This window comes from uncultured Neptuniibacter sp. (assembly GCF_947498015.1).
GTDB lineage: Bacteria > Pseudomonadota > Gammaproteobacteria > Pseudomonadales > Balneatricaceae > Neptuniibacter.
The window spans coordinates 58,032-82,738 of the sequence record NZ_CANMIR010000003.1 but is presented as its reverse complement, the minus strand read 5'-3'; the positions used below and the strand labels follow the sequence as shown (position 1 = coordinate 82,738).

The 24,707-nt window shown below is 44.9% G+C and carries 19 protein-coding genes; 5 read left to right on the top strand and 14 right to left on the bottom strand.

Annotated elements, in window-relative coordinates; genetic code table 11:
- Positions 1 to 3: 3 nt before the first annotated feature.
- The 3 genes from Q0882_RS04555 to Q0882_RS04545 form a co-directional block, all read right to left on the bottom strand.
- The gene (locus Q0882_RS04555; RefSeq protein ID WP_299178546.1) at positions 4 to 3,714 is read right to left on the bottom strand and encodes an AAA family ATPase; all 3,711 of its coding nucleotides are present in this window, start codon (positions 3,712 to 3,714) and stop codon (positions 4 to 6) included.
- Positions 3,711 to 5,174 carry an exonuclease subunit SbcD gene (gene sbcD, locus Q0882_RS04550; RefSeq protein ID WP_299178544.1) on the bottom strand — a complete coding sequence of 488 codons (1,464 nt, stop codon included), beginning with the start codon at positions 5,172 to 5,174 and terminating at the stop codon, positions 3,711 to 3,713. The genes Q0882_RS04555 and sbcD overlap by 4 nt, the downstream gene beginning before the upstream one ends.
- A 94-nt stretch (positions 5,175 to 5,268) precedes the next feature.
- Positions 5,269 to 5,706: an acyl-CoA thioesterase gene (locus Q0882_RS04545; RefSeq protein ID WP_299178542.1), complete on the bottom strand. Its 438-nt coding sequence runs from the start codon at positions 5,704 to 5,706 to the stop codon at positions 5,269 to 5,271.
- Positions 5,707 to 5,913: 207 nt separating this feature from the next.
- Between Q0882_RS04545 and Q0882_RS04540 the strand changes: the two genes are divergently transcribed.
- From Q0882_RS04540 to Q0882_RS04530, 3 genes are all read left to right on the top strand, one after another.
- Complete coding sequence (locus Q0882_RS04540; RefSeq protein WP_299178541.1) at positions 5,914 to 7,503, top strand: ABC-F family ATPase; 1,590 nt, start codon at positions 5,914 to 5,916, stop codon at positions 7,501 to 7,503.
- Between the two features lie 177 nt (positions 7,504 to 7,680).
- Positions 7,681 to 8,109 (top strand): thioredoxin TrxC, encoded by a 429-nt coding sequence (gene trxC, locus Q0882_RS04535; RefSeq protein WP_299178540.1) that lies wholly within the window; start codon positions 7,681 to 7,683, stop codon positions 8,107 to 8,109.
- 7 nt (positions 8,110 to 8,116) lie between these two features.
- Complete coding sequence (locus Q0882_RS04530; RefSeq protein WP_299178539.1) at positions 8,117 to 10,378, top strand: Tex family protein; 2,262 nt, start codon at positions 8,117 to 8,119, stop codon at positions 10,376 to 10,378.
- 52 nt (positions 10,379 to 10,430) lie between these two features.
- Here the strand turns inward: Q0882_RS04530 and Q0882_RS04525 are convergent, their stop codons facing one another.
- The 9 genes from Q0882_RS04525 to rluC all read right to left on the bottom strand — a co-directional run bounded on the left by Q0882_RS04525 (position 10,431) and on the right by rluC (position 18,347).
- Positions 10,431 to 11,177 carry a PhnD/SsuA/transferrin family substrate-binding protein gene (locus Q0882_RS04525; RefSeq protein ID WP_299178538.1) on the bottom strand — a complete coding sequence of 249 codons (747 nt, stop codon included), beginning with the start codon at positions 11,175 to 11,177 and terminating at the stop codon, positions 10,431 to 10,433.
- Positions 11,178 to 11,188: 11 nt separating this feature from the next.
- The gene (locus Q0882_RS04520) at positions 11,189 to 11,650 is read right to left on the bottom strand and encodes a PAS domain-containing protein (protein WP_299178536.1); all 462 of its coding nucleotides are present in this window, start codon (positions 11,648 to 11,650) and stop codon (positions 11,189 to 11,191) included.
- 30 nt (positions 11,651 to 11,680) lie between these two features.
- A complete protein-coding gene (locus Q0882_RS04515; protein WP_299178535.1) occupies positions 11,681 to 12,043 on the bottom strand; it encodes a roadblock/LC7 domain-containing protein in 363 nt (120 codons plus the stop codon).
- Positions 12,044 to 12,108: 65 nt separating this feature from the next.
- On the bottom strand, positions 12,109 to 12,741 hold the full coding sequence (locus Q0882_RS04510; RefSeq protein ID WP_299178533.1) for a hypothetical protein: 633 nt from the start codon (positions 12,739 to 12,741) through the stop codon (positions 12,109 to 12,111).
- A gap of 35 nt (positions 12,742 to 12,776) precedes the next feature.
- Entirely contained in the window at positions 12,777 to 14,183 is a 1,407-nt protein-coding gene (locus Q0882_RS04505) for a hypothetical protein (RefSeq protein ID WP_299178532.1), read from the bottom strand.
- Positions 14,184 to 14,203: 20 nt separating this feature from the next.
- Positions 14,204 to 14,668 (bottom strand): hypothetical protein, encoded by a 465-nt coding sequence (locus tag Q0882_RS04500; RefSeq protein ID WP_299178530.1) that lies wholly within the window; start codon positions 14,666 to 14,668, stop codon positions 14,204 to 14,206.
- 519 nt (positions 14,669 to 15,187) lie between these two features.
- Positions 15,188 to 16,162, bottom strand: a complete 975-nt coding sequence (cysB, locus tag Q0882_RS04495; protein ID WP_299178528.1) for an HTH-type transcriptional regulator CysB — start codon at positions 16,160 to 16,162, stop codon at positions 15,188 to 15,190.
- A gap of 118 nt (positions 16,163 to 16,280) precedes the next feature.
- A complete protein-coding gene (locus Q0882_RS04490; RefSeq protein WP_299178526.1) occupies positions 16,281 to 17,366 on the bottom strand; it encodes a DNA-binding protein in 1,086 nt (361 codons plus the stop codon).
- A gap of 15 nt (positions 17,367 to 17,381) precedes the next feature.
- A complete protein-coding gene (rluC, locus tag Q0882_RS04485; protein ID WP_299178525.1) occupies positions 17,382 to 18,347 on the bottom strand; it encodes a 23S rRNA pseudouridine(955/2504/2580) synthase RluC in 966 nt (321 codons plus the stop codon).
- Positions 18,348 to 18,870: 523 nt separating this feature from the next.
- Between rluC and rne the strand changes: the two genes are divergently transcribed.
- Positions 18,871 to 21,693 carry a ribonuclease E gene (gene rne, locus Q0882_RS04480; RefSeq protein WP_299179108.1) on the top strand — a complete coding sequence of 941 codons (2,823 nt, stop codon included), beginning with the start codon at positions 18,871 to 18,873 and terminating at the stop codon, positions 21,691 to 21,693.
- Between the two features lie 38 nt (positions 21,694 to 21,731).
- On the opposite strand, the gene Q0882_RS04475 is transcribed toward rne, so the two are convergent.
- Both Q0882_RS04475 and Q0882_RS04470 read right to left on the bottom strand, forming a co-directional pair.
- Entirely contained in the window at positions 21,732 to 21,893 is a 162-nt protein-coding gene (locus tag Q0882_RS04475) for a hypothetical protein (protein ID WP_299178523.1), read from the bottom strand.
- A 4-nt stretch (positions 21,894 to 21,897) separates the two neighbouring features.
- Entirely contained in the window at positions 21,898 to 22,065 is a 168-nt protein-coding gene (locus Q0882_RS04470; protein ID WP_299179106.1) for an oxidoreductase-like domain-containing protein, read from the bottom strand.
- 364 nt (positions 22,066 to 22,429) lie between these two features.
- Here Q0882_RS04470 and Q0882_RS04465 point away from each other — a divergent pair, with 364 nt between their 5' ends.
- Positions 22,430 to 24,655 carry an NADP-dependent isocitrate dehydrogenase gene (locus Q0882_RS04465; RefSeq protein ID WP_299178521.1) on the top strand — a complete coding sequence of 742 codons (2,226 nt, stop codon included), beginning with the start codon at positions 22,430 to 22,432 and terminating at the stop codon, positions 24,653 to 24,655.
- Positions 24,656 to 24,707 lie beyond the last annotated feature (52 nt).

Sequence of the window (24,707 nt, the reverse complement as noted above, 5' to 3'; positions counted from 1 at the left end):
TATTTATCCTGCTTTCAGTAAATATTGATCATCAAGCCGACTGACCCCCAGCCCACTCATCTTACGTACTTTGATCTGCAGAGGAATCCGCTCCTTCATCGCTTCAATATGACTGATTACCCCAATCATTTTTCCTGAAGCATTCAGACTATCCAGGGCATCCAAAGCTGTATCCAGTGTTTCACTATCGAGAGTACCAAAGCCCTCATCCAGAAAGAGTGAATCAATGCTGGTTTTCTGGCTAACAAGATCAGACAGTGCAAGCGCTAAGGCCAAGCTCACCAGAAAACTCTCACCACCTGACAGGGTTTTGGTATCACGTACAGTATCCGCCTGCCAGGTATCAACGACCTGTAACTCAAGTGTTTCTGTATATTTACGTTGCAGTTGGTAACGGCCATGTAAACGTTCTAACTGGCAGTTAGCCAGATGCACCAGATGGTCAAGGGTTAGCCCCTGAGCAAATCTTCGAAACTTATCACCCTTCTGTGAACCGATCAGGGAGTTCAGGTAGGCCAGGTCATCATAAGCCCTTTTGGAACGCTCTATTTCTGTAAATAACTCAGCCTGGGATGCTCTCCGGTTCTGGTCATCTCGCATTAACGCTCCGAGCTCACCCTGCTTTACCATAAGCGTTTTAATTTCAGTACTGTGGTGTTCGAGCTGAACAGCTATCTGTTCGGCATTAACACCTTCATAACCCTTATTTCGCCCCTCTTCAGTAAGCTGCTCAATCAATTTCTCTGACTGAGCTTGCAAAGCCTGAATCTGTGCTTTTTCCCGCTTTAACTGATCAGAGATCTCTTGCAACGCTGCACGTTCACTGGGTTCCATTAACGCTTCCAGAAATTGCTCTTCTGAAGTAAACGGACTAACTGAGAGCTGATCCGCCCATTTGCTGTTCAATAACTGATATTCCGTCCTATTTTTATCAAGCTGAGTATGAATCTGAGTCAGAGTCGCCTTAGCGGAGGATAATTGACTTTCTATCTGTTGAAGCTCCTTCTGGGCTACCTGAAAGTGCTTCTCTTCGTTGGTAGCCTCTCGCAATGCCTGCTCCCGAACAGCCGACACCTGTTTATCAGAAAATAATCTAAACCGTTCATCTGTCTTCTCTTGAAGTGCCGCTTTTAGGGTTTCTTCATTCTGGACTCTCTGTTTGAGCTCTACCTCCTTTTGAGATTTCTGCTCAGAAAGCTTCTGAGATTCCAACAGCAGCGTCTCCAGCGTACGATGTGATTGCAGCAGGGCCGCTTCGAGCTGTTGAATGCTTGCAACCTGAGTTTCCAATCCCTGAACCCACTCCTCATAATCCTGATCGATATCCGGTAGGGTTAATTTAAACGGTACCAGTTCGGCAGTGAGCTTTGATCTAAGGTTGGTCATATCAGACTTATGCTGTTCAGAGAGTGCCTGCTGAGTACTCGCTTGCTCAGCAACACTTTTCTGCTGCTGGGTGATCAGCTCTATCTCAGCGTTCAGCTTTTGTTCGTATTGTTGGATCTCTCCCAAACTGTTGGAACTTTGCTGAATTCGCTGTTGGATCCGACGAATGTTTTCCAACTGGGTTTGCAGTGACTCCAGTTCAGCCATCTGTTCAGACAAAAATTTCTCGCGGGCTGCCTGATCTTCAACTGCAAGTGTGATGTCTAACTGTGAGAGCAACTGCTGCCACTGCGTGGTCAGTATTGATAATTGCTCAACCCGTTTCTGCTTATCCCTTTCCAGTTCAGGTAGTTGCTGATCACGCAACAGCGTATATTGCCCGTTAAACTCGGTTCCTGCAGTTTTCAGTCTGTCCAGTTCGTCTGCTGCCAGCTTAAGCCTTGTTTGCGTATCATCAAGATTCAACGGCTGATAACTGTCGACCAATGGGTGTTCAGTTGAGCCGCATAGTGGGCAGGGATCATCTGGCTGAAGCCTGCTACGTTCAGCTTCGAGACTTTGAATTTTACGTTCCTGCTCAAGTAGTTGATTCAGATCCTTCACCACCTGATCCTGTTTTCTATACTCCTCACGTAATGAAGCCAGATTACTTTCAATCTCAGTGAGTGACCGTCGTTTTTGAGCCAGATCTTGATCGATCTGATGATTCTCTTCAGTCAATGAGTTTAACCGCTCTGCAGTAAACTTTAATTCAGTTCGTTGACTTTGTGTCGATATCAACTGTTTCAACCGTGCCTCAAGCGCCTCTACATCCTGATCACCCACCAATCGCTGCAGATCCCTTTCACCCTCAGCACACTCTGCCTTAATCAACTGGCCCTTGTTCGCATGTTGAGCAATCTGAGCACGGAGCTCCGACACCTGCTTTTCACTCTCGGCTTGTTTCTGCAGCAATAAATCAGCCTGGACTGCGTAGTGTTGGCTCTGCTTGCCAAATTGATCTAACTGGGAGAGTTGCTCACGCCATAAAGAGAGATGAGTTGCCAGCGGTTGGAGATGAGATAACCGATCGAGTTGAGACTGATACTCCATCTGCTCAGCCTGAGATGACTGCATTTTTTTATCTGCTGCAATCAGCAAATCGTTTAGCTGAGTAATCGCCTGCTGGCTGTTCTCTCTTTCTGTTGAAGCGGTATGAAACTGATGCACCATCCGCTCAATTTGCGCATCCAGCGGGACTATTTTTTCGTTCAACAGCACTTCCTGATCAGCTCTTCGGGCTTTACCCTCTGTAAAAATGTTCTGTGCATGAGTAAAACGTTGTAGCGACTGCTGATACTCCTCACTAAGCTTAACAACCCGCTCTTCAGATGAGAGTTGTGATTCAGTCAGCTCTCTGCTCTGCTGTTCACTTGCCTTAATTAGTGTATAAGCCGCTCTTAACTCTTCTGCCGGAAGGCTGGCGCTCAGTCGCTCTAATCCAGTTCGATGCTCCCCCTCCCGCTGCTGCAGTTTTTCACGGGAAGCAGTGGCATCAAGAAGATCTCTTTGTGCTTTAGATAATTGCTCACACCAGCTCTGCTGTGCCTGAAACTGTTTGATCTGTGTCTCTGCATCAAGGAGACAAACGGCGATCTGATCACTCTGCTGCTTTAACTCTGTTATTCGTTGCTCAGAGAGGAGTTCAACCCCTTCAGCTTTTGCCTCCAACCGTTTTAAATGATTATCAGCATTTTTATAATGTGCGTAGACCTTTTCTGAGATAAGGCCATAGATCTCTGTTCCTGTCAGCTCCTCTAAGAGCTCCGCCCGATCGTTAGCATCTGCATTCAGGAAGGCTGCAAACTGCCCCTGAGAAAGCATCATTGATTTGGTAAAACGTTCAAAATCGAGCCCGCTGATCTCCTCGATTAACTGATTTTTCCGTTTCACCTGCGTTGCCAGTATCTCATCGCCTTCAGTGTGTTTTTCGAGCTTTGCAAGCTCAACCTTGGCATCCTGCAACTTTCCATCAACCTGGTCACGGGAGCGCCTCTGACTCCAAAAAGCACGGTAGCCATGGCCTTTGACCTCAAATTCAACTTCCGCCAGAGAATCAGCGGTGCCCCGCGTCATTAATTCATTGCTGTTTTGCGAGATCGTTTTCAATCTGGGGGTACGGTGATAGAGAGCCAGGCAGATCGCATCCAACAGAGTCGTTTTACCGGCCCCGGTAGGCCCTGTGATTGCAAAAAGCCCATTATCGATAAATGCACCACGCGTAAAATCAATTTTCCACTCACCGCGTAGCGAATTTATATTCTTAAAACGCAAACTCAAGATCTTCATTGGCCACCCTCAAGCTCGGAAAAAAGATCACTCTGATCCACCTCAACAGTGCCCACAGTTGAAGATGCCGGTCGTTGCTTAGAGAAATTACCTGATTTTGTGCCATCGCCTCTCAATTCAGCCTCGGAATCAAATAAATGATCCTGAAGCGGCTTATCCATTTTTTGCTCAACGCTAGGACAAACCTGAGTATCGATTTGGTTAACCGGCGATTGAATAGTGATCCCATGCTCCTCCACCAGCTCTTCAATCACCTCGCTGAAACAACTACGGATCGCTCCAAGCTTTTGTTGCTGCTCTTCAGACTCAAACTGTTCCAGCGCGAGCCGCCGCTCAAAAACCTCATAAGGGTTAAGTTCATCCAACGTCTCCCGACTTTCTCGAGAGATCTGCTGCTGCCTCAGAGATCTGACACGGCGTAACAAAAGCACCTCAACATTCAGATCATCAGTTAACACTTCGATTCTCTGTTGCAGATCAGTGAGGTAATCCTCAGTTTCGATCTCAACCGAAAGCCAGATGGGTAGTTCACCAGAATCGTCAAGCATGTGGAGTGATTGCTCTATATGACTCAAATCACCCCTGATGCAGGCCATCGGTTGGAACTGAGGGATTTTTAAAGGGGTCACCTGAGCCACACACTCAGAATCAAATTCGATCATTAATACCTGTTTATCCCATTTGAGCTCATCAAAACTCAAAGGGATTGGAGATCCGCTGTAACGAATATGATCAGACTGAGCTACAACCTGCGGTCGATGTATATGCCCTAAAGCGATGTAGTCGGCTGGGGGAAACTGGCTGGCTGGGAACGCTTCCAGGGAACCGATATAGATATCCCTGACTGACTCACTGGACTTCACTCCCATAGCAGTTAAATGACCGGTAGCGATAATAGGCAATTTCCTGCCAACTCTCTCTTCAATATCCTTTTGTCGTTCAAGTGCGTGCTGATATAAAACCTGATAGTGATCGCTGATCGCGTTGCCTAGCTGGTTGGATTTCTCACGACTACTCTGTTCAGACTGGCTTTTGATAATATCCCGGGGACGGATAAAGGGAATTGCGCAGATGATTGCGCCAGGCTCACCCGTGCGTTCATTGAGCAGGAGAACCTGCGATTCAATATCACTAGTCACCTGCGGAATAACGTAGGTATTTAGCTGACTGAGCAACATTTTTGATTCGTTTAATGTTGCAACTGAATCATGATTACCCGCGAGTGCAACTAACTGACATTCATGTTGTTTAAGTACAACGATGAAATGATTTAATAGCTCACGCGCATAACTTGGAGGGGTGCCAGTATCAAATAAATCACCTGAGATTATCACTATATCTATTTGATATTTATCGACTTTACCAATTATCCAATCAATAAATTTCTGGTGTTCACGGTATCGGGTTTTACCGATAAAATGCTGACCTAAATGCCAGTCAGATGTGTGCAAAATACGCATTCAGCGATACTCTAACAACAAAAAATACCTTTATGTTTCCAGCAAATATGGCTCAGCTAACTTAACACCCCGATAGCTGAGCGAAGGCATACACTTAAGATTTATGCTCATCAACCGCGTAAGCAGGAAGCTCCTCAAGATTAGGAACCGGTGTTGGATTTCCATCTTCATCGATCGCTACAAATTTAAACACCGCTTCAGTCACTTTTTCTCGATGACCAATCCTACCTCTTCTGACCCAGCACTCAACATTAATATCCATGGATGAGCGACCTACTTTGAGAATGTCAGTATATACGCCCAGTATGTCACCCACTTTAACCGGCCTGATAAAACTCATTCCATCGAGCGAGACCGTAACAACACGGCACTGCGCGCGCTGCCCTGCGCAAATCCCCGCAGCAATATCCATCTGAGAAAGCACCCAACCACCAAAAATATCTCCGGCCGGATTCGTATCAGCAGGCATTGCCATCGTTCTGGTAGTTAACCGACCACGTGTAACCTCTGCGCTATTCATTTCTTTTGACATACTTTTTCTCGATCAATATTTCGATAACGGATTGATACTTTAGCATGATGAATTCCAGATCACTTAACTAATTTAGTTGTCACATCTACCCAATGCAGTGCCTCTCTGGGTTTCACCAATCACCTTATATTGGCATAATGTGCGCCCTTAACCAGCACCCCTGCTGATCTCATTCCACCTCGCATCAATCAACGCGGATCTCTTAAATTGTTAACCACAGCTAATATTACAATGCAGTTTGGCGCTAAGCCTCTTTTCGAAAACGTATCAGTTAAATTTGGCGACGGTAATCGTTATGGCCTGATCGGTGCCAACGGCTGCGGTAAATCAACCTTCATGAAGATTCTTGGGGGTGATCTTGAGCCCTCAGCAGGGAATGTTTCTAAAGACCCTAATGAACGTATAGGTAAACTGAAACAGGATCAGTTTGCCTACGAAGAGTTCAGTGTCATTGATACTGTCATTATGGGTCATGAAGAGCTTTGGGCAATAAAATCTGAGCGTGATTCTATCTATGCTAACCCAGACATGACGGAGGCGGATGGTATCAGAGCAGCAGAGCTTGAAGGTGAGTTTGCCGAACTTGATGGCTACACTGCCGAATCACGTGCTGGAGAACTTTTGTTAGGAGTTGGCATCCCGATTGAGCAACATTTTGGCCCGATGAGTGAAATTGCCCCGGGCTGGAAACTCCGTGTATTACTCGCTCAGGTCCTGTTTTCAGAACCAGATATCATGTTGCTTGACGAACCCACCAACAACCTTGATATCAACACTATTCGCTGGCTTGAAGGCGTCCTGAATGAGCGGAACTGCACAATGATCATCATTTCGCATGACCGTCATTTTCTCAATAGTGTCTGTACTCATATGGCCGACCTGGATTATGGCTCACTACGACTATATCCAGGCTCATATGACGAGTACATGACGGCAGCGACACAAGCGCGGGAACGTCTACTTTCTGATAATGCCAAGAAGAAAGCTCAAATTGCGGAGTTAAGAACATTTGTCAGTCGATTCTCAGCAAATGCATCCAAGTCAAAACAAGCAACATCGCGTGCCCGACAGATTGATAAAATCCAGCTTGAAGAGGTTAAACCCTCCAGCCGCCAGAATCCATTTATCCGCTTTGAACAAGCAACAAAACTACATCGACTTGCTTTGGAAGTGGAAGGCTTGAGCAAGCAGTTTGACGAGCCCCTTTTTACTGATCTGAACCTCATGGTTGAGGTCGGTGAACGCATTGCGATTATCGGCCCCAACGGTATCGGTAAAACCACATTGCTGAAATGCCTTGTTGGTGAATTGAAGCCTACATCGGGAGAGCTGAAGTGGTCAGAGAATTCAGAGATCGGATATTATGCTCAGGATCACGCTGCAGATTTCGAAAACGATAAAAGCCTGCTGGACTGGATGGGACAGTGGGGCCAGGACGGTGATGATGAGCAGGTTATCAGGGGAACGCTTGGTCGCCTGCTCTTCTCTCAAAAAGAGATTAACAAATCTGTCAGTGTTATCTCAGGCGGTGAACAGGGCCGTATGCTCTTCGGAAAGCTGATTCTTCAGAAACCTAATATTCTATTGATGGATGAACCAACAAACCATCTGGATATGGAATCTATTGAATCCCTTAATATGGCACTAGAAAGCTACCCGGGAACATTACTGTTTGTCAGTCATGACCGGGAATTTGTCTCCTCGCTAGCAACACGAATTATTGAACTAACACCAACAGGTATAGTTGATTTCCGTGGCAGCTACGATGATTACCTGAAAAGTCAGGGTGTTGAGTAACGTTCCCCCTGGCTGACAGTAGAGTCTCCTTTTGTGAGGCTCTACTTTCTCCCCCTCCCTTACCCCTTATTCACGGACAACATTCAGGTAAGCCGTTGAAAATAGCTATCACAGCCCTCATCCTCCTGAAGAGCCTATTAAAATTTGCGTTAACACTCAGCTAGCAATGGATTAAATATGATTATTGTTTGCCCCAATTGTATGACCTCTAACCGTATTCCTGACGACAAATCACACACAGATGGCAGATGCGGCAAATGTAAATCTAACCTTCATACCCACACGCCTGCAGAGCTAAATGATAGCCATTTCGATAAATATATTGCCAGTAATGACCTGCCGGTCATTGTCGATTTCTGGGCAAGTTGGTGCGGCCCCTGCCAGATGATGAAACCGATTTTTGAAAAAACTGCCGCAGAGTCTGAAATGCTTCTATTTGCCAAAGTTGACACAGAAGCCTCTCCGGTTATTTCGCAACAACTTAATATCCGCAGTATCCCAACAATTATCATGTTCCAAAATGGTAAAGAGATCGAACGTGTTACCGGAGCCCTTTCAGAACCACAATTAAAACAGTGGATTCTACAAACACTAAACAAGGCTTGAAGTGGAAATGCAGATAAACCAACTGATAGCCGATGAGCTACATGTAAAACCCACACAGGTTAAAGCAGCGATTGAACTGTTTGATTCAGGTTCAACAGTTCCATTCGTAGCCCGTTATAGAAAGGAGGCTACAGGTGCTCTTGATGACCAACAACTCAGACGCATTCAGGAACGCCTTGTATATCTGCGCGAACTGGAATCACGTAAACAGACAGTATTAAAAAGCCTGAAGCAGCAGGGCAAACTGACAATTCAACTTGAAAACTCGATCATCAAGGCTGATAACAAAACCCTACTTGAAGATATTTATCAGCCATATAAGACAAAACGCATCACCAATGCTCAGAAAGCGCGTGATGCCGGTCTTACTGAGCTATTAAGCACACTCCTGGAAAACCCTCATTCACTTCCTTCTGAAATTGCACGTGACTATCTCAATCCTGAAAAGGGCTACCAATCCGGAGATGACTGCCTCAATGGTGCTCAAGCGATTCTCGTCGAAAAGCTCAGTGAGCAGATTGATACCGTTACAGTATTAAGGGATAGATTGTGGAATGAGGCCTCATTCCAAACATCTGTAGTGAAAGGAAAGGAACAAAATGGCCATAAATTCCGTGATTATTTTGACTACACCGAAACAATAAAAACAATTCCATCTCATCGAATGCTTGCTATTTTTCGCGGGCTTGAAGAGGGTGTTATCAAACTTGAATTATCGATCGACAACGAGAACTCATTAGAATCCATTATTCTTCGCCCTCATAACCTACCTTCTGTTGGAAAGGTTGGAGAATGGATCAAAAATACAGTTCATCAAAGCTGGATTAAGAAGTTAAAGCCAAAGCTCTTTAAAGAACTTATGGCGAAACAGAGAGAGATGGCGGAAACCGAAGCCATTAAGGTGTTTGGGAAAAATCTTAAAGCCTTGCTTCTTTCACCACCAGCCGGCTCGAAAATAACATTGGGTCTGGACCCGGGGATCAGAACAGGAGTTAAGGCTGTCGTCGTAGATCCGACTGGAAAACTGTTGCATCACACAACCATCTACCCACATCAACCCAAAAACCAGTGGGATCAATCACTGCAAACGCTACGTCAGATCTGCTGTCAGCATCAGGTAGAACTTATTGCCATAGGCAATGGAACAGCTTCCCGTGAAACCGATAAGCTTATCTCTGAACTATTAAACAAACATACGGAGATAAAAGCTCAGAAACTGATTGTTAGTGAAGCCGGTGCATCAGTCTATTCTGCCTCTCCACTAGCAGTCCAAGAGTTTCCAGATCTTGATGTATCACTGCGTGGCGCTGTATCAATTGCAAGACGTTTACAGGATCCCATGGCTGAACTCGTTAAAATCGAGCCAAAAGCAATCGGTGTCGGCCAGTACCAACATGATGTGAACCAGAAGAATCTGAGCGACAGCCTTGAAGCCGTTATAGAAGACTGCGTGAATGCAGTTGGCGTTGATCTGAATAGCGCCTCAGAGGCACTCCTCTGCCGAATTTCCGGGCTCAACCGGACCCATGCATCCAATATTATCCAGTTTCGCAACGAGCATGGCCGCTTTAAAGACCGTAACCAATTGAAAGAGGTGCCCCGTCTGGGTAAAAAGGCGTTTGAACAGTCTGCCGCTTTTTTAAGGATTAATAACAGTTCAAATCCACTGGATGGATCTGGAGTGCATCCAGAAAGCTACTCACTGGCAGAATCTATTGCAAAACACAGCAGCCTTCCAGTGGAGCAGATCATCGGTGACACCTCCTTTTTACGCGCCGTTAAGCCAGAGGAGTTCACCACTCTACGTTTCGGGATCTATACCGTACGAGATATTCTGAGCGAACTGGAAAAGCCCGGGCGTGATCCTCGCCCAGAGTTTAAAGTTGCTCGCTTACGTTCCGAAATAAAGACAATTGACGATCTTGAAGAGGGTATGCAGCTTGAAGGCACGGTAACAAATGTTACAAATTTTGGAGCCTTTATAGATATAGGTGTGCATCAAGATGGTTTAGTGCATATATCCCAACTCGCTGACAAATTTGTGAAGGATCCACATCAAGTTGTTACTGCGGGTCAAATTGTTAACGTCAGGGTTACCGAAATTGATCTTCAGCGCCGTCGAATCGCCCTTTCTATGCGTACAGGCTTGAATACTGACCAAGCTAAACGAAAGGATACAAGCAACAGCAAAGCGGGGCTGAAAAAAAATACGTCGCCTGCTCCAGGCGCTTTGGCAAAAGCATTTGCAAAGGCCAAATCAGATAGGTAGTTTACAGGTGATACAAAAAAAGCGGCTTAAGCCGCTTTTTTATCATCAACATTTAGTCAATTAACGTATCTATCAGATCGATCATGAATTCAGTTTCCTCTTCAGTCATGATCTCCCAACCTAATAAATTCATACTTTCAAGAACACTTTTACCCTTTTCATCCTCAGCCATTCCGATCAACTTATCTTGAAGCTGGGGAATAAACTGCTGCATTTCAGGGCCCACTAACAGCGCATGATGAACCACACTAATTTCACTGCTTACGAGCACTTTCATCTGCTTTCTAATCAGTGCAGAGAGCTCATCATAGGCATCTTTAAGGAAGAAACCGGCATCAGCCTGATTATTCAGCAGATGCTTTGCAACGATGACATATGAATCAACAGTATTTAGTTTGGTATTTGCTGAATCAAGATCAGCTGGCTCCAGCATGATCATTCCAATGCGGTTAACATCAGGATCATCCGTTGCAACCAGCTGCGCCCCTTCAGCGAGATCTTCTACACACGTGAGGGAGGATTCAGCATGTGTTGCAATGATCGTCTCATCTGGTTTGGAAAGCGGCCTGACAAGCGCCTTAAAACCAAGTTCACGAACCAACATCGATGCATCAAACGGGTTAGCATAGACCAGATCATATTTACCCGCTTTTATATCAGCTCTCTGTTTATCAAAACAATCATACAGTTCCAGATGAACTCTAGTTTCAAGCTGTCGCTGCAACCAAGTATTAAAAATAAACCAACCTGATATATGGTCCGGAGCAAAGTCAGGACTGACTGTAAGATTTAGCGTCAATTTATTTACCCCTACTTCAGAGTTGCATAAAGCGCTTCACTTTCAGCAATTTTGCTGCGTGAGGGCTTTCGACGAACTGAGGTATATCCAACGACTTGTCCGTTTCGGATGTTTGGTATTACTGTTGCTTTGACCCAATAATACGCCCCATCCTTACGAAGGTTCTTGACATAACCGTGCCATTTATTTCCGGCCTCAATGGTTTCCCAGAGACCTGCAAATGCAACGGCCGGCATATCGGGGTGTCTTAAAATATAGTGATTTTTGCCAATCAGCTCTTCCTGAGAATAACCTGACATATCAACAAAAGCTTGATTAGCATGCGTGATAAAGCCTTTTGTATCTGTACGCGAAACAATCAGCTTTCCTTCGGGATAAGGAACTTCCCGATCAATAATCGTTGCTGTTCGGGAAGTTCCATCAAAATACTCAATGACAACCTCTCGAACATCAGCACTACCCTGTTCTGACATTTTCGATCCTAATACTACCAGTGTTGCGGGTTATAAGATTTTACCTATCGCCTCAGCAGCACGTTTAACATCCAGGAAAATCAAACCCAGACGAGCATTTGGTTTAGCAACTACAGTAAGAACAGACTCTTCATTTGCGTGGGTCATCAGGATATAACCTGAGTCACCTTTGACCAATACCTGTTCTAGATCCCCTCGAGCCAACTCATTTGATGTTCGTTCACCCAGAGAAAGCATAGCTGCACTCATGGCCCCCACTCTATCTTCATCCAGACCTGCTGGTAGAAGAGCTGCGATCATCAGACCATCTGTTGAAATGACAGCGGAAGCTTCAATCTCTGCTGAAGTTCCGTTCAAGTCACTCAGGATAGAGGTCAACATTTCTGAGCGCATATACATACTCCTTTATTGTAAGGCGTTAAAAGTACAGACATCTGTTTTTTCAGCATTGATAAAGATCAATAATCCAGATAACGTCTAGCCAAAACGCTTAATAATTCCACATAATTATTTTGATTGAGGCGAGGCATCTGATCTATTACAAGAACAAACCGCTGATGCCCAAGGTGAATCACCCAGAATCCAACTTGGCTAAGACCAACAGGATCTAACATCCCCCAGGATTCACCCATAAATTCTAGATCACGATTTAGTAGCAAGCTATGTCTCTCATGAAGAGAACTCAAATCGGCTGCAAGAGCAGAGAGCGCCTCAGCATGATCCGCTTCATATCCAGTCGAACCCAAACAAAATCCATGATGATCTGCCAGTGCAACTTTACCACTACTGGATAGACCTGATAGTAGTTCAGGAAGCACCTGCTCAATCGATTCATTTATAGTTCTAGCCGGTGTTGGACTCAGCTGAACAAAGTTCTTGTCTAAAAGCTTATTGAAAAGCTCTGCTGCGTCACTCTCTTCAAGATCGGTTAGCTCCATGACTAACTCACTGCTATAAGGCAGCGACATGTCTGAGCTGAGCAATTGAAGCAACAGGGCTCGAGCATCATCAGGCTCAGATCCAACCGTGGCGTAAAATGCTCCAGCGGGGCATATTTTAATAAACTGATTCTGGATAGTAGCACTTGTCACAAATAAACTCCGAAACCTTCCGTATTACCACCGTTTCATTCCTGAAACCATCCAAGCGAAAACGCACCTGACATGAAAGCAAACACTACACGTTGAGGTGCATCCAATATTCTCGCCACATCCACAGCTGAGAGGCTATGCCCTGACCACACATCTACCAACTCCTGAAGATATGGAATTGGCAGCATCAGTTCTAATTGTGGTGGCTTAGCGAGCTTCACCGATTTGTCGGGATCAATCCCGATAAAGAGGCGGCCCCTTGCTGTCCAAAGAGCGACTTTCCAAATCAAGGATTCTGTCCGCTCACTGTTAAATTGCGCTTTATCTATTTCAATATCAGTTCGAGGCTCAATGCTCAATTCACCAATAGCAAAACGAGTCATAGCCAACTGATTTAAAAAATCATCATCGAATGTGTGATAAACCGTACTGGTATCAGGTAAAACGAATAGTTTTCCTGGCAATCCAGTCACTTCGACAACCTGCTCCAACTTAGCCGCCATATCCATAGCTTCGGTCAGGTTGACCAGCAAAGAGCCTTCAGGATGGAAGAATATTGAGCGACGTTCTTCAGCTTTAGTCAGATCAACATCGGATGCGTTCCCGCAACACTGCTGTATTTCCATCGGCGATAATATCTTGGAACCTGCCAGCGTAACGTCTTCTTGTGGGGCAGCTCCACTACCCTGCGATTGAATTTCGTTACCTGCGGATTGAAGCTTTCGATCACGCTGCTGTTTTAACTGCAGTTCTAGTTTCCTGGCTTTTTCTTCTGCCAGGCGTTTCTTCTGTTCTTTTAACTGCTTCTTTTTCTCTTCAATTTTCTTGAGCTTCAGCGCTTTAATCTTTTCGGCTTTTTTCTTTTCTAACGCTTCTTTCTTCTTACGCTTCTGATCTTCAATCTCTTCCTGCTTCTGCTTAGCATCAGATTCTGCCTGATTTACTAAGCGGTCAGCCGCATTGACAACTAAATTACCTTTTTCAAGCTTTTGCTTGAGCGCTTCACCCTGACGCTGACGTGAATATGCACTACCACGGATAAAATCAACATCACCGGGCGTTACCATACGTTCAGAACCGTCTGATACTGCATTATCAACAGCGATATTTACAATCGGACAACTACGAACTGCATCAAGTAATTCTTGAGATGTGTGAGGCTTTTTTACCAACACATAGCGATCACCCCATGACAGATCACGGATACTGATCATCACCTTACTATGGTTTGGATATTTAGATTCAAGTTCCTGTTGAAGCTCATCATCCTTGACAGGCTGATCGCCATTAACAATCAAAACTTCTGAAATCGGTGCAGAGACCAGCTCACAATCAACTACAGATGAAAAACAGTATTCAAGCATTGCCTGATTCGGACCGGTAAAGCCCAAAAGTGCTACTTTCCTAATATTGTCCATCTGATTGCTTTTGTTGACGCTCATTAATTTGGATACCTATCAATTCATCCGTGAAGACTGGCTGGTTGAAAACGCCCATTAATCAAAACGGAATGTTCCGTTGATAGTGCGGATAAAAGACTTAAATCTTCTGTTTCGATGGCCTGCTCAATAACGCCCCTAACTTCAGGCGTCATTACAGATTTTGCCTGATCAAAAAGTCTCTGTCGTAGTTTAGGGCCTTTATCACCCAATACTAAAAGAAAGTCTGCAAATGCTCCCTCCAGCGCCGCACTATCGTAACAGGCAATAGAGAGATAAATACGTTTGGTATGTAGTCTGAGCGCATCAGGCTCTGCAGCAACCATCCTTGTAAAATGATAGAGAATTCTTCGGCCTTGCTGACCCTTATAGATCAGATACCTAGGGTGCTGGGCATCAAATGCAGCTTGTATGCGGCCAGTATTGGCACTATCAAAGTCAGCATTCAATTCCCAGTCAGCCAATACATCCCATATTGGTGAACTCACACTTTGCTCCTGCTCTGTTCTGGTAAACGATAAAATCTAAACAGGTGTTTGTGTTATATCCCTTCATTCAACAGATTACAAATATATCGTTTTATTTACCCCTAAAATCATGACCTGCAACAACAAGTTGTTCACATCAGATTACTAAACATACAGTTTTTTTCTTATTCAATATCAATCTATTAAAGATAGCCCAAATATTGATCACACCAATAAATTTAACAGAAAGTATAAGCTTGCAGATTGCATATACGCTAAAATTCTGACGCCAATTAACAATGATTCTCAAGTCTTTTAGACAGTAAGCTATAAGCACAAACATCCATTACGAATATCACCAATAGTGATTCCTAATACTGTTGGTGCAGGCATACAACCACAATCAGATGATCATACAACGCTTGTATCGATCTCTTCACATAGCCAGCCTCAGCGCCTGGACACACGCATAAACGTTGACCAACCCATTAAAAAAGCCCCGTATATACGAGGTTTTCTGTAGGACTGTGCGTTTATGAATTACAAATTCGGTAGGTGCTGCCCTGCAAACAACTCATCAATCTCATTACGATTACTGCACTCTTGAACCTGTCTAACCACATCAGGTGTTAGATGCGGAGCAAACCGCTGTATAAAGTCATACATATACCCGCGTAAAAATGTTCCTTTCCTGAATCCAATCTTTGTCGTACTCGACTCAAAGAGATGACTAGCATCCAGTGCAACGAGGTCGCTATCCTGATTCTCATCGAAAGCCATGGTGGCAATAATACCTACACCCAACCCCAGCCTGACATAGGTCTTGATAACATCTGAATCAACAGCAGTGAAAACCACTTTAGGCTCAAGCCCTTCATTGACAAACGCTTCATCAAGTTTTGACCTCCCTGTAAACCCGAACACATAGGTGACGATCGGCTGCTCAGCCAGATCTTCAAGGGTTAATTTAGATACCTGCGTAAGAGGATGATCTTTAGGGACGACAACGGAACGATTCCAACGATAACAAGGCATCATAATCAGGTCACTGAAATGCGCCATTGCTTCGGTTGCTATCGCAAAGTCCACAGTTCCATCAGCAGCCATTTCAGAGATCTGCATAGGCGTACCCTGATGCATATGAAGAGAGACATCAGGATACTCTTTCATAAAGCCAGTAATTGTCGGCGGCAACGCATATCGTGCCTGAGTGTGTGTCGTAGCAACATCAAGACTCCCTTTTCGCTCATCACTAAACTCCTGAGCGACCTGCTTGATACTTTCAACTTTTTGAAGAATTTCACCAGCAACAGATAAAATCGCCTGCCCTGCTGGAGTCACACGCGTAAGATGCTTTCCGCTACGCGCAAAAACCTCAACTCCGAGTTCATCCTCCAACAAACGGATCTGTTTACTGATGCCAGGCTGCGAGGTATAAAGGCTCTGAGCTGTAGCAGAAACATTAAGATCATGCCTTGCCACTTCCCAGATATAGCGCAGCTGCTGCAATTTCATTCAAGACCCCCTAAACATGATTGGATAGAACGCATAGTGAATTCCGGTAATTAAACGTAAGATTATTATAACAGCTTAGAATAAATTCCATAATTTTTCATCTAAGAAGACACTCTGCTTATAACCGATTGTTTAGTCTGCGGATCTCTTCATCCTGTGTAATCACCTTCTTCTCAATCACGGCGATTTTTGATAATGCCCTAACCAGCTCTTCCTCTTTATCCTTATATTGCTGTCGAATCCCTGCTTCACGCCGTGATTGTTCCGAAATGATGGTTGCCTGCTTCTTTCTCGCTTTCAGCAGCTCTTCTTCTAGATCTTTGACCTTATCTTCTAGCCTTTTATTTTTGTTTACTTCAGACAGTAAAGAGGTATTAATTTTTGAGAGATCTCTATTTTGACTACTGTTGCCCGCTTTAACCTTCTTAAGCTCATCCTCTAAGCTTTTGATCTGGGTTCGATAGGTGTCATTCTTCACCTCTTTTCTCGCAGACTCAGACTGAAGATCATGTATGTTTTTTGTTAGAGCTGATTCTTTTTTACCCACCTCATCTCTCAGCTTCTCGAGAGATCCTCGATAATAGCGAATATCCGCTTCAGCCTTACTTACAGCTTCCAGAGTATGCCGCTGCTCTTCTTTAATTCGCTGATCGAAGGTTTTCTTACTATCGTCGAAAGTTTTACGGAGATGATTAAGCTCCTGCTCTACGTTCAACCGACTCTGCTCCTCTTGCTTTCGCTGAGAAGTTTCAGCTGCCAGGTTAGTTTTAAGAACATCGATTTCAGCTTCATAACCCTTAACCTGTAATCTGACTTCTTCATTATCAACAACCTGGTTACGTAACTTTTCTTCCAGTTCAAGTTGACGAGCACGCACCTCTTTCAGAGACTGATCTGCTTCGATGCTGGCATACTCATAATCAACACGTGGCTCATGCTCGATCACGACTTTAGATTGAGCCTCATGTACTGCCTGCTCCCAAATATTCGTAAACGCTTCATGTAACACTTCAGGAATCTGAGGAATAGACAGGGAACCAGAAGCAAGCAGCCTCTGAGGCACTTGCGACCACCATTCACTCATAAACGGCTCGACATCAGCAGTCTCGCATTGGATCGTTTCTGATACCAAAAGAGGTGTAGGCTGTATACCTGATTTTAATAGCCTGTCTGCTGTTGAAAATGTAATATCTTTTAAATCCATAAGGTTCCCGAGAATCTATTTTCTTTTGTTTTTCAGTCGGTTAAGAGACGATTGTAATGTTGAGCATAAAGGCGCAACAACCACTTTTCGACCGCCTGATGGAAGCGGAAATCTCAGCTCTGCAGCATGTAAAAACAAGCGATTAAAGCCTAGTTCTTTCATCGTGTTATTTGATTCATCAGTATTATATTTTTCATCCCCTACGATTGGATGACCTGCAAACTGACAATGAACACGTATTTGATGGGTCCTACCTGTAATTGGTCGAGCCTCAACCAGAGTTGCTTCACGACCAAATCGTTGCAGCACCTTATATTCAGTCAATGACGCCTTACCATCAGCAGCAACCTTTACGATCCTCTCACCAGATTTGAGTTCGTTTTTTCTTAACGGCGCGTCAATGCGTTTCTTACGGTCCGACCACGAGCCGATTACAAGTGCATGGTATATTTTAGTGATGGTGCTTTTTTTCAGTGACTCATGCATAAGCTTAAGCGCACTTCGCTTCTTAGCAATCAGAATACAACCTGAAGTGTCCCGATCGAGTCTATGCACCAACTCCAGGAATTTAAGCTGAGGGCGCATCTGTCTAAAGCTCTCAATTAAACCCAGACTGATACCACTACCTCCATGAACGGCCAAACCAGAAGGCTTATTTACAACAATCAAGTCATCATCTTCATACAAAATTGCCGATTCCAACTTATCAATCAAACTGATACTGACTTTTGGCAGCTCCTTCTTATCTGCAAGCCTAACTGGGGGAATTCGTACTAGATCATTTATAGATAATCGATATTCCGGCTTAACCCGCTTCTTATTGACTCGTACCTCTCCCTTTCGAAGAATTCGGTATACGAGACTTTTGGGCGCACCCTTCAAAGCAGTTATCAGATAGTTATCTATCCGTTGCCCTTCATTATCTTCAGTAATTTCAACGAAACGAACCTTCGTGGAAGGAGAACTTTGCTGTGATGACATATTTGATGTGAAAACCGGTTAGCGAATTGATGCACTTCATGAATGCTGCTATATTCTAGCGCTGCTGCGTGCTGTTGGCTTTATCTTTTTTTATGAGTGCCGTAATACAGCCTGAATTCTCTCAGAGATAACAAACCTGTAGATCAAGCAGCAATAAAAGCAGAATATAAATTTAGTTTTTCACCCAGCCGGATGATTCCGGTTGGAGGTAGAGATGCACAGCAGCCAGGAACCTACCGCTAAACACGGTAGCCACAATTAGCTAGAAGAAAAATACAGGCCCTGTTTCCTCTACCGCGGACGATTAATGTGCCGATTGCGCATTAATGTTCTAACCATCAGATTTAAATGGTTATTATTATTACGTGACTAAATCAACGTAATCCTAACCGTTGCCACCATCTACGGTTCATTGCGGTAGATGTGACCTATCTGAATGTTCGAGTCCAAAAGACTGGTCAGACCTTTAATGGTCTCTCCCAGCTGCGTGAAAAGCGTTCCATAAGAGAACACTATGAAAAGAATGTTAATTAACGCAACTCAACCTGAAGAGCTGCGTGTTGCGCTGGTAGATGGCCAGCGACTATATGATCTGGATATCGAATCTGACTCCAGAGAACAAAAGAAAGCCAATATCTATAAAGGCAAGATCACACGAATCGAGCCCAGTCTTGAAGCGGCTTTTGTTGATTACGGCTCTGAGAGACATGGTTTTCTTCCCCTCAAAGAGATTTCGCGCGAATACTTCACACAACCGCCTACCCGTGGCTCACGTCCCAACATCAAAGAGGTGCTTAAAGAGGGCACTGAAGTCATTGTTCAAGTTGATAAAGAGGAACGTGGCAATAAGGGTGCTGCATTAACTACCTTTATCAGCCTCGCAGGCAGATACCTTGTGCTTATGCCCAATAACCCTCGTGCAGGCGGCATATCAAGACGGATTGAAGGCGAAGAGCGTACACAGCTTAAAGAAGCCCTCTCTGGAGTTAATATCCCGAAACAGATGGGTATCATCGTTCGTACTGCAGGCGTTGGTCGCAGCAGCGAAGAACTACAGTGGGATTTTGAATACCTGCAGACTCTTTGGGACGCTATTAAACAGGCATCCGAAGAAAAACCTGCTCCATTCCTTATCTATCAAGAGAGTAACGTCGTTATCCGTGCAGTTCGGGACTACCTACGCTCTGATATAGGTGAAGTTCTGATCGATGATGAGCAAGTCTTCAACGATGCAAAGAACTTCGTCAAGCAGGTTATGCCTACTTACGAAAACAAGATTAAGCATTACAGTGAACAGACTCCTCTGTTCAACCGTTTCCAAATTGAGACTCAGATCGAAACAGCTTTCCAGCGCGAAGTGACACTTCCTTCGGGCGGTTCAATTGTTATCGACCCTACTGAAGCCCTTGTTTCTATCGATATCAACTCTGCAAGAGCTACTCGCGGCGGTGATATTGAAGAGACCGCGCTACACACCAATCTTGAAGCAGCCGATGAAATTGCTCGCCAACTGCGCCTGCGAGACATTGGCGGTTTGGTTGTCATTGATTTCATCGATATGACACCGATTAAAAACCAGCGCGAGGTTGAAAACCGACTGCGTGATGCGCTTAAACTTGATCGTGCTCGCGTACAGATGGGACGTATATCACGCTTCGGGCTTCTTGAGATGTCACGCCAACGCCTCCGCCCATCACTGGCAGAATCCCGCGGCGTTGTCTGCCCTCGCTGTAATGGTCAAGGCACCATCCGTGATACGGAATCACTAGCGCTCTCTATTCTTCGTCTAATCGAGGAAGAATCTGGAAAAGATCGTACCGCCCAAATTAGAGCCATTCTGCCGGTTACCGTGGCAACATACCTTCTGAACGAAAAGCGCCACCCCGTTCACGATATTGAGCTTCGTCAGAATGTACGCGTGGTCATCGTTCCAAATCCAAATATGGAGACACCTCATTACGAGGTTGTTCGCCTGCGTGACGATCATACTGTCGCCACCACTAACGACGCGAGCTACACTCTTCAGCCAGAACCCGAAGAGCAGGACCCAACAGAGAGTTCAACTGCACAAGCAACTGTACAGCGTGAGCAAGCAGCAGTTCGCAGTGTCGTTCCTGCAACACCAGCTCCGGAAGCTAATGCTCAGCAAGAAACTTCCAAAGAACCCACTGCATCACCTGAAGTAACTAAGAGTAGTGAAACACTTGGAAGCCGCGTTTTAGGGATGTTCAAGGGAATTTTCGGCGGAAGTTCACAAGAAAAGACTCCTCAGGAATCCGAAAAACAGGATAAAGAGGAAGAAAAACGCCCTAAACGTCGCAAGAAAAATGAACGTAACGATCGCAACGATTCTGGCAGAAAACGTCGCCGCCGTGACAATGATCGCAAACAGCGCAACAATAAACAGAATGACGAGATTATCACTGTAAAGCCTGAGCCAGACCAACCCTTCTCAGCTAGCAGTGAAGAGAAACCGAAACGTCGCCGGAGAAAACGCAAAGGTGACCAGGACCTCAATGAAAATAGGTCCAAAGAAACTCGTGATCCTGAAACCACAGCGTCAACTGAACAGGAAGATACCCCAAGAAACCCTCGCCGCCGAGGCCGTCGTCGTCGCACCAGCGAACGCTCTGCTACCAGAAGCGGAGATGTATCAACAGAGATCAGTACGAGCTCAACAGAAGTAGCTGAAAAACCAAAAAAGATGCCGAATACGGCTAAAACAGATTCAGCTGAAACGTCAGATAACGCTGCCAAAGTAAGTAGCAATAATCGTCAATCTGCAGCAGTATCGGAAACACCAAAAACTGAATCCAATTCTGATAAAGAGATCAAAGCAACTGAACCGGCTTTAGATAACAAGCAGAATGCGAGTGAAAAAACTACACCTGCAAGCTCTTTTAACGAAGCCGATCAGAAACAAGCTGACTTACCTGTGGCGGAACAGCAAAAAGAGGAAACTCCTGCAGAATCTGTCTCTGAGAAAATAGAGGAAGTGGAAGCAGCGGGCGATAAACCAGATACCACTGGTACGAGCACCAAAGCAGAGAATAGCTCAGCAGAAGTTAATATCCCTGAACAAAAGAATCAGGCCATTAACAAAGATGATTCGAACCCTGAAACGGTTAAAAGTGACGCAACTCTGTCAGATCAGGAGAACGTGGCTACAGCACCGAACAATGCAGCCTCCCCCGTTAGCGAGCATCAGCCGGCAACTGAGCAAAAAATAGAGGAAGCTGAATCGAAACCTGTAGAAGACACTCCAAAACCACCTGCCAGAAAGCGCCGCACTCGCCGTGCACCAAATGATCCTCGCGAGGTTCGAAAGCGCCAGGAAGAAAACTAAGCACTTCCAAATAAAAAAGGGGCCTCAGGCCCCCTTTTTTATTTCTTCTTTTTAAAAATATTCAGTAATTTATCCTTCGGATCTTCCTTGTCGATCGGTAAGGCCCTTTCAAACCGCCCCTGAAGCGACTTAAACTTCTCTTCCTTGCGCCTATGTCGTGCTTTATCACGAGATGTTTGTAAATCTATAATTTTAGACACAACTCTACTCCTGAATTTCTACCTTTTCTTTTTCCTTCCTAGCTTTCTCAGCTTGCTTAGCATTCCACTCGTTTAATGCTTCAATGTAGGTATCCCATACGCAAGGTGTACAACCATTCTCACAACATTCACAATCGCCTGGAGGAACCGGCCTATAATTTTGATCAGTCATCATCTACCTCCTGCTTATAGATAGTCTAACCTCACACTCCCTTCAGGTAAATTACAGTTCGCCGCGCAAGTTCCTCTGTACAAAATCGTAATTACGACCCACAAGATGTAATCAAACTACAACAAAGTCTTTGATATTGACTTTATGCTGCACTGCAGCATGAAACATAACCTCTGAAAGTTGTAAAAACACAACAACATTAGCCATAAGTACATAGGCCAGACGTATGACTAACCCACTAATTTCAGTATAATTCTGGCACTAAATTACAACCACCGGGTTTAGAGATAGTGGAGAAAGGTGATCACAAGTTACCTTTATCTGAACCCTTGGCTGCACTGCCATAAAACTTTTGGGGAATACAATGACTACAACTAATCAAACGATTTACTGGACCCTAACTGACGAAGCACCTTCCTTGGCTACATGTTCGTTTTTGCCAATCGTTCGTGCATTCACGTCTCAAGCAGGAATCGATGTTAAAATTTCTGACATCTCTCTAGCAGGACGTGTTCTGTCAGCTTTCCCAGAAAGCCTCTCAGATGATCAACGCGTTGAAGATGGCCTGAAGTTTCTTGGAAACCTAACTCAGGACCCAAATGCAAACATCATCAAATTACCTAACATCAGTGCATCCATTCCTCAGCTTAAAGCCTGTATTGCAGAGCTTCAGACTCAAGGCTATAGCATACCTGACTACCCAGAAGATGCTTCTACTGACGAACTGAAAGACATTCAGTCCCGCTACTCTAAAATTCTTGGCTCCGCGGTAAACCCGGTACTGCGTGAAGGTAACTCTGACCGCCGTGCTCCAGGTGCTGTTAAAGCCTTCGCACGTAAATTCCCACACTCTATGGGTACTTGGTGCAAAGCTTCAAAGACCCACGCAGACTATATGCGCGATGGCGATTTCCACTCCAGTGAACAAGCGATCACTATGGGTGAAGCTGGAGACGTTCGTATTGAATACGTAGACCCTCAGGGCAACGTTGAAGTTAAGAAAGAACTCAGCCTAGAGAAAGGTGAAGTACTCGACACAATGCGCATGAGCTGTACTGCTCTACGTGACTTCTTCGAAGAATCTCTGCAGGATGCGAAAGACACCGGCGTTATGTGGTCTCTGCACGTAAAAGCAACAATGATGAAGGTTTCACACCCAATCGTATTTGGTCATGCAGTTACAGTTTTCTACAAAGAACTGTTCGATAAGCATGGCGAGCTGTTTGCAGAACTGGGTGTTAATCCAAATAATGGTATTGGTAGCGTCTACGATAAAATCGCTACCCTTCCTCGCTCAAAGCGTGAAGAGATTGAAGACGATATTCACGCATGCTATTCACATCGTCCTAAGCTGGCGATGGTTGATTCATCCAAAGGCATTACAAACCTTCACGTACCATCCGACGTTATCGTTGACGCCTCTATGCCTGCGATGATTCGTAATGGCGGTAAGATGTGGGATTCCAATGGCCATACTGATGATACCAAAGCAGTTATGCCAGAATCTACATATGCTCGCATCTACCAGGAGATGATCAACTTCTGTAAAACCAACGGTGCATTTGACCCAACCACAATGGGCACAGTACCAAACGTTGGCCTGATGGCGAAGAAAGCAGAAGAGTATGGTTCACACGACAAAACTTACGAATGCCAGCCTGGTGTTATGCGTGTCGTTGACGGATCAGGTAATGTTCTGATGCAGCACGATGTTGAGAAAGGCGACATCTGGCGTGCATGCCAGACCAAAGACGAGCCAATTCGTGACTGGGTTAAACTGGCTGTTACACGTTCGCGTAACTCTGATACACCTGCTATTTTCTGGCTTGATCCTGAGCGTGCCCACGACATGGAACTTAAGAAGAAAGTAGAAGAGTATCTGAAGGAGCACGATACTGAAGGTCTAGATATTCGCATCATGTCTTACGTTGAAGCTATTCGTCTATCGATGGAGCGCCAACTCCGCGGCCAGGATACAATTTCCGTAACTGGTAACGTTTTACGTGACTACCTGACCGACCTGTTCCCAATTATGGAACTGGGAACCTCTGCAAAAATGCTTTCAATCGTACCAATGCTGAAAGGTGGCGGTATGTATGAGACTGGTGCTGGCGGTTCTGCACCTAAGCACGTACAGCAGGTTGAAGAGGAAAATCACCTTCGCTGGGATTCACTTGGTGAATTCCTTGCTCTTGCCGTATCTCTAGAAGATGTTGGCTTTAAAGGCAATCAACGCGCCGCAATTCTGGCTAAGACACTGGATGCCGCAACTGGCAAGCTTCTAGAGAACAATAAATCACCTTCACGTAAGACAGGTGAACTTGACAACCGTGGTTCTCACTTCTACCTAGGTATGTACTGGGCTCAGGCAGTTGCATCTCAGACAGAAGATGCAGCACTAGCAGCTGAATTTAAACAGCTTGCAGAAACACTGACAGCAAATGAAGCAACAATCGTTGCTGAACTTGCCGAGTGCCAGGGTAAACCTGCTGAGCTTGATGGTTACTACCACGCTAAGCGTGAAACTGTTAAGAAAGTAATGCGCCCTAGTGCAACATTAAATGCTGCTTTAGCCGCTGTTACCGCTTAATAAGCGAAGTACACAAAAAAAACCGGCACTAGCCGGTTTTTTTGTGTCCCAA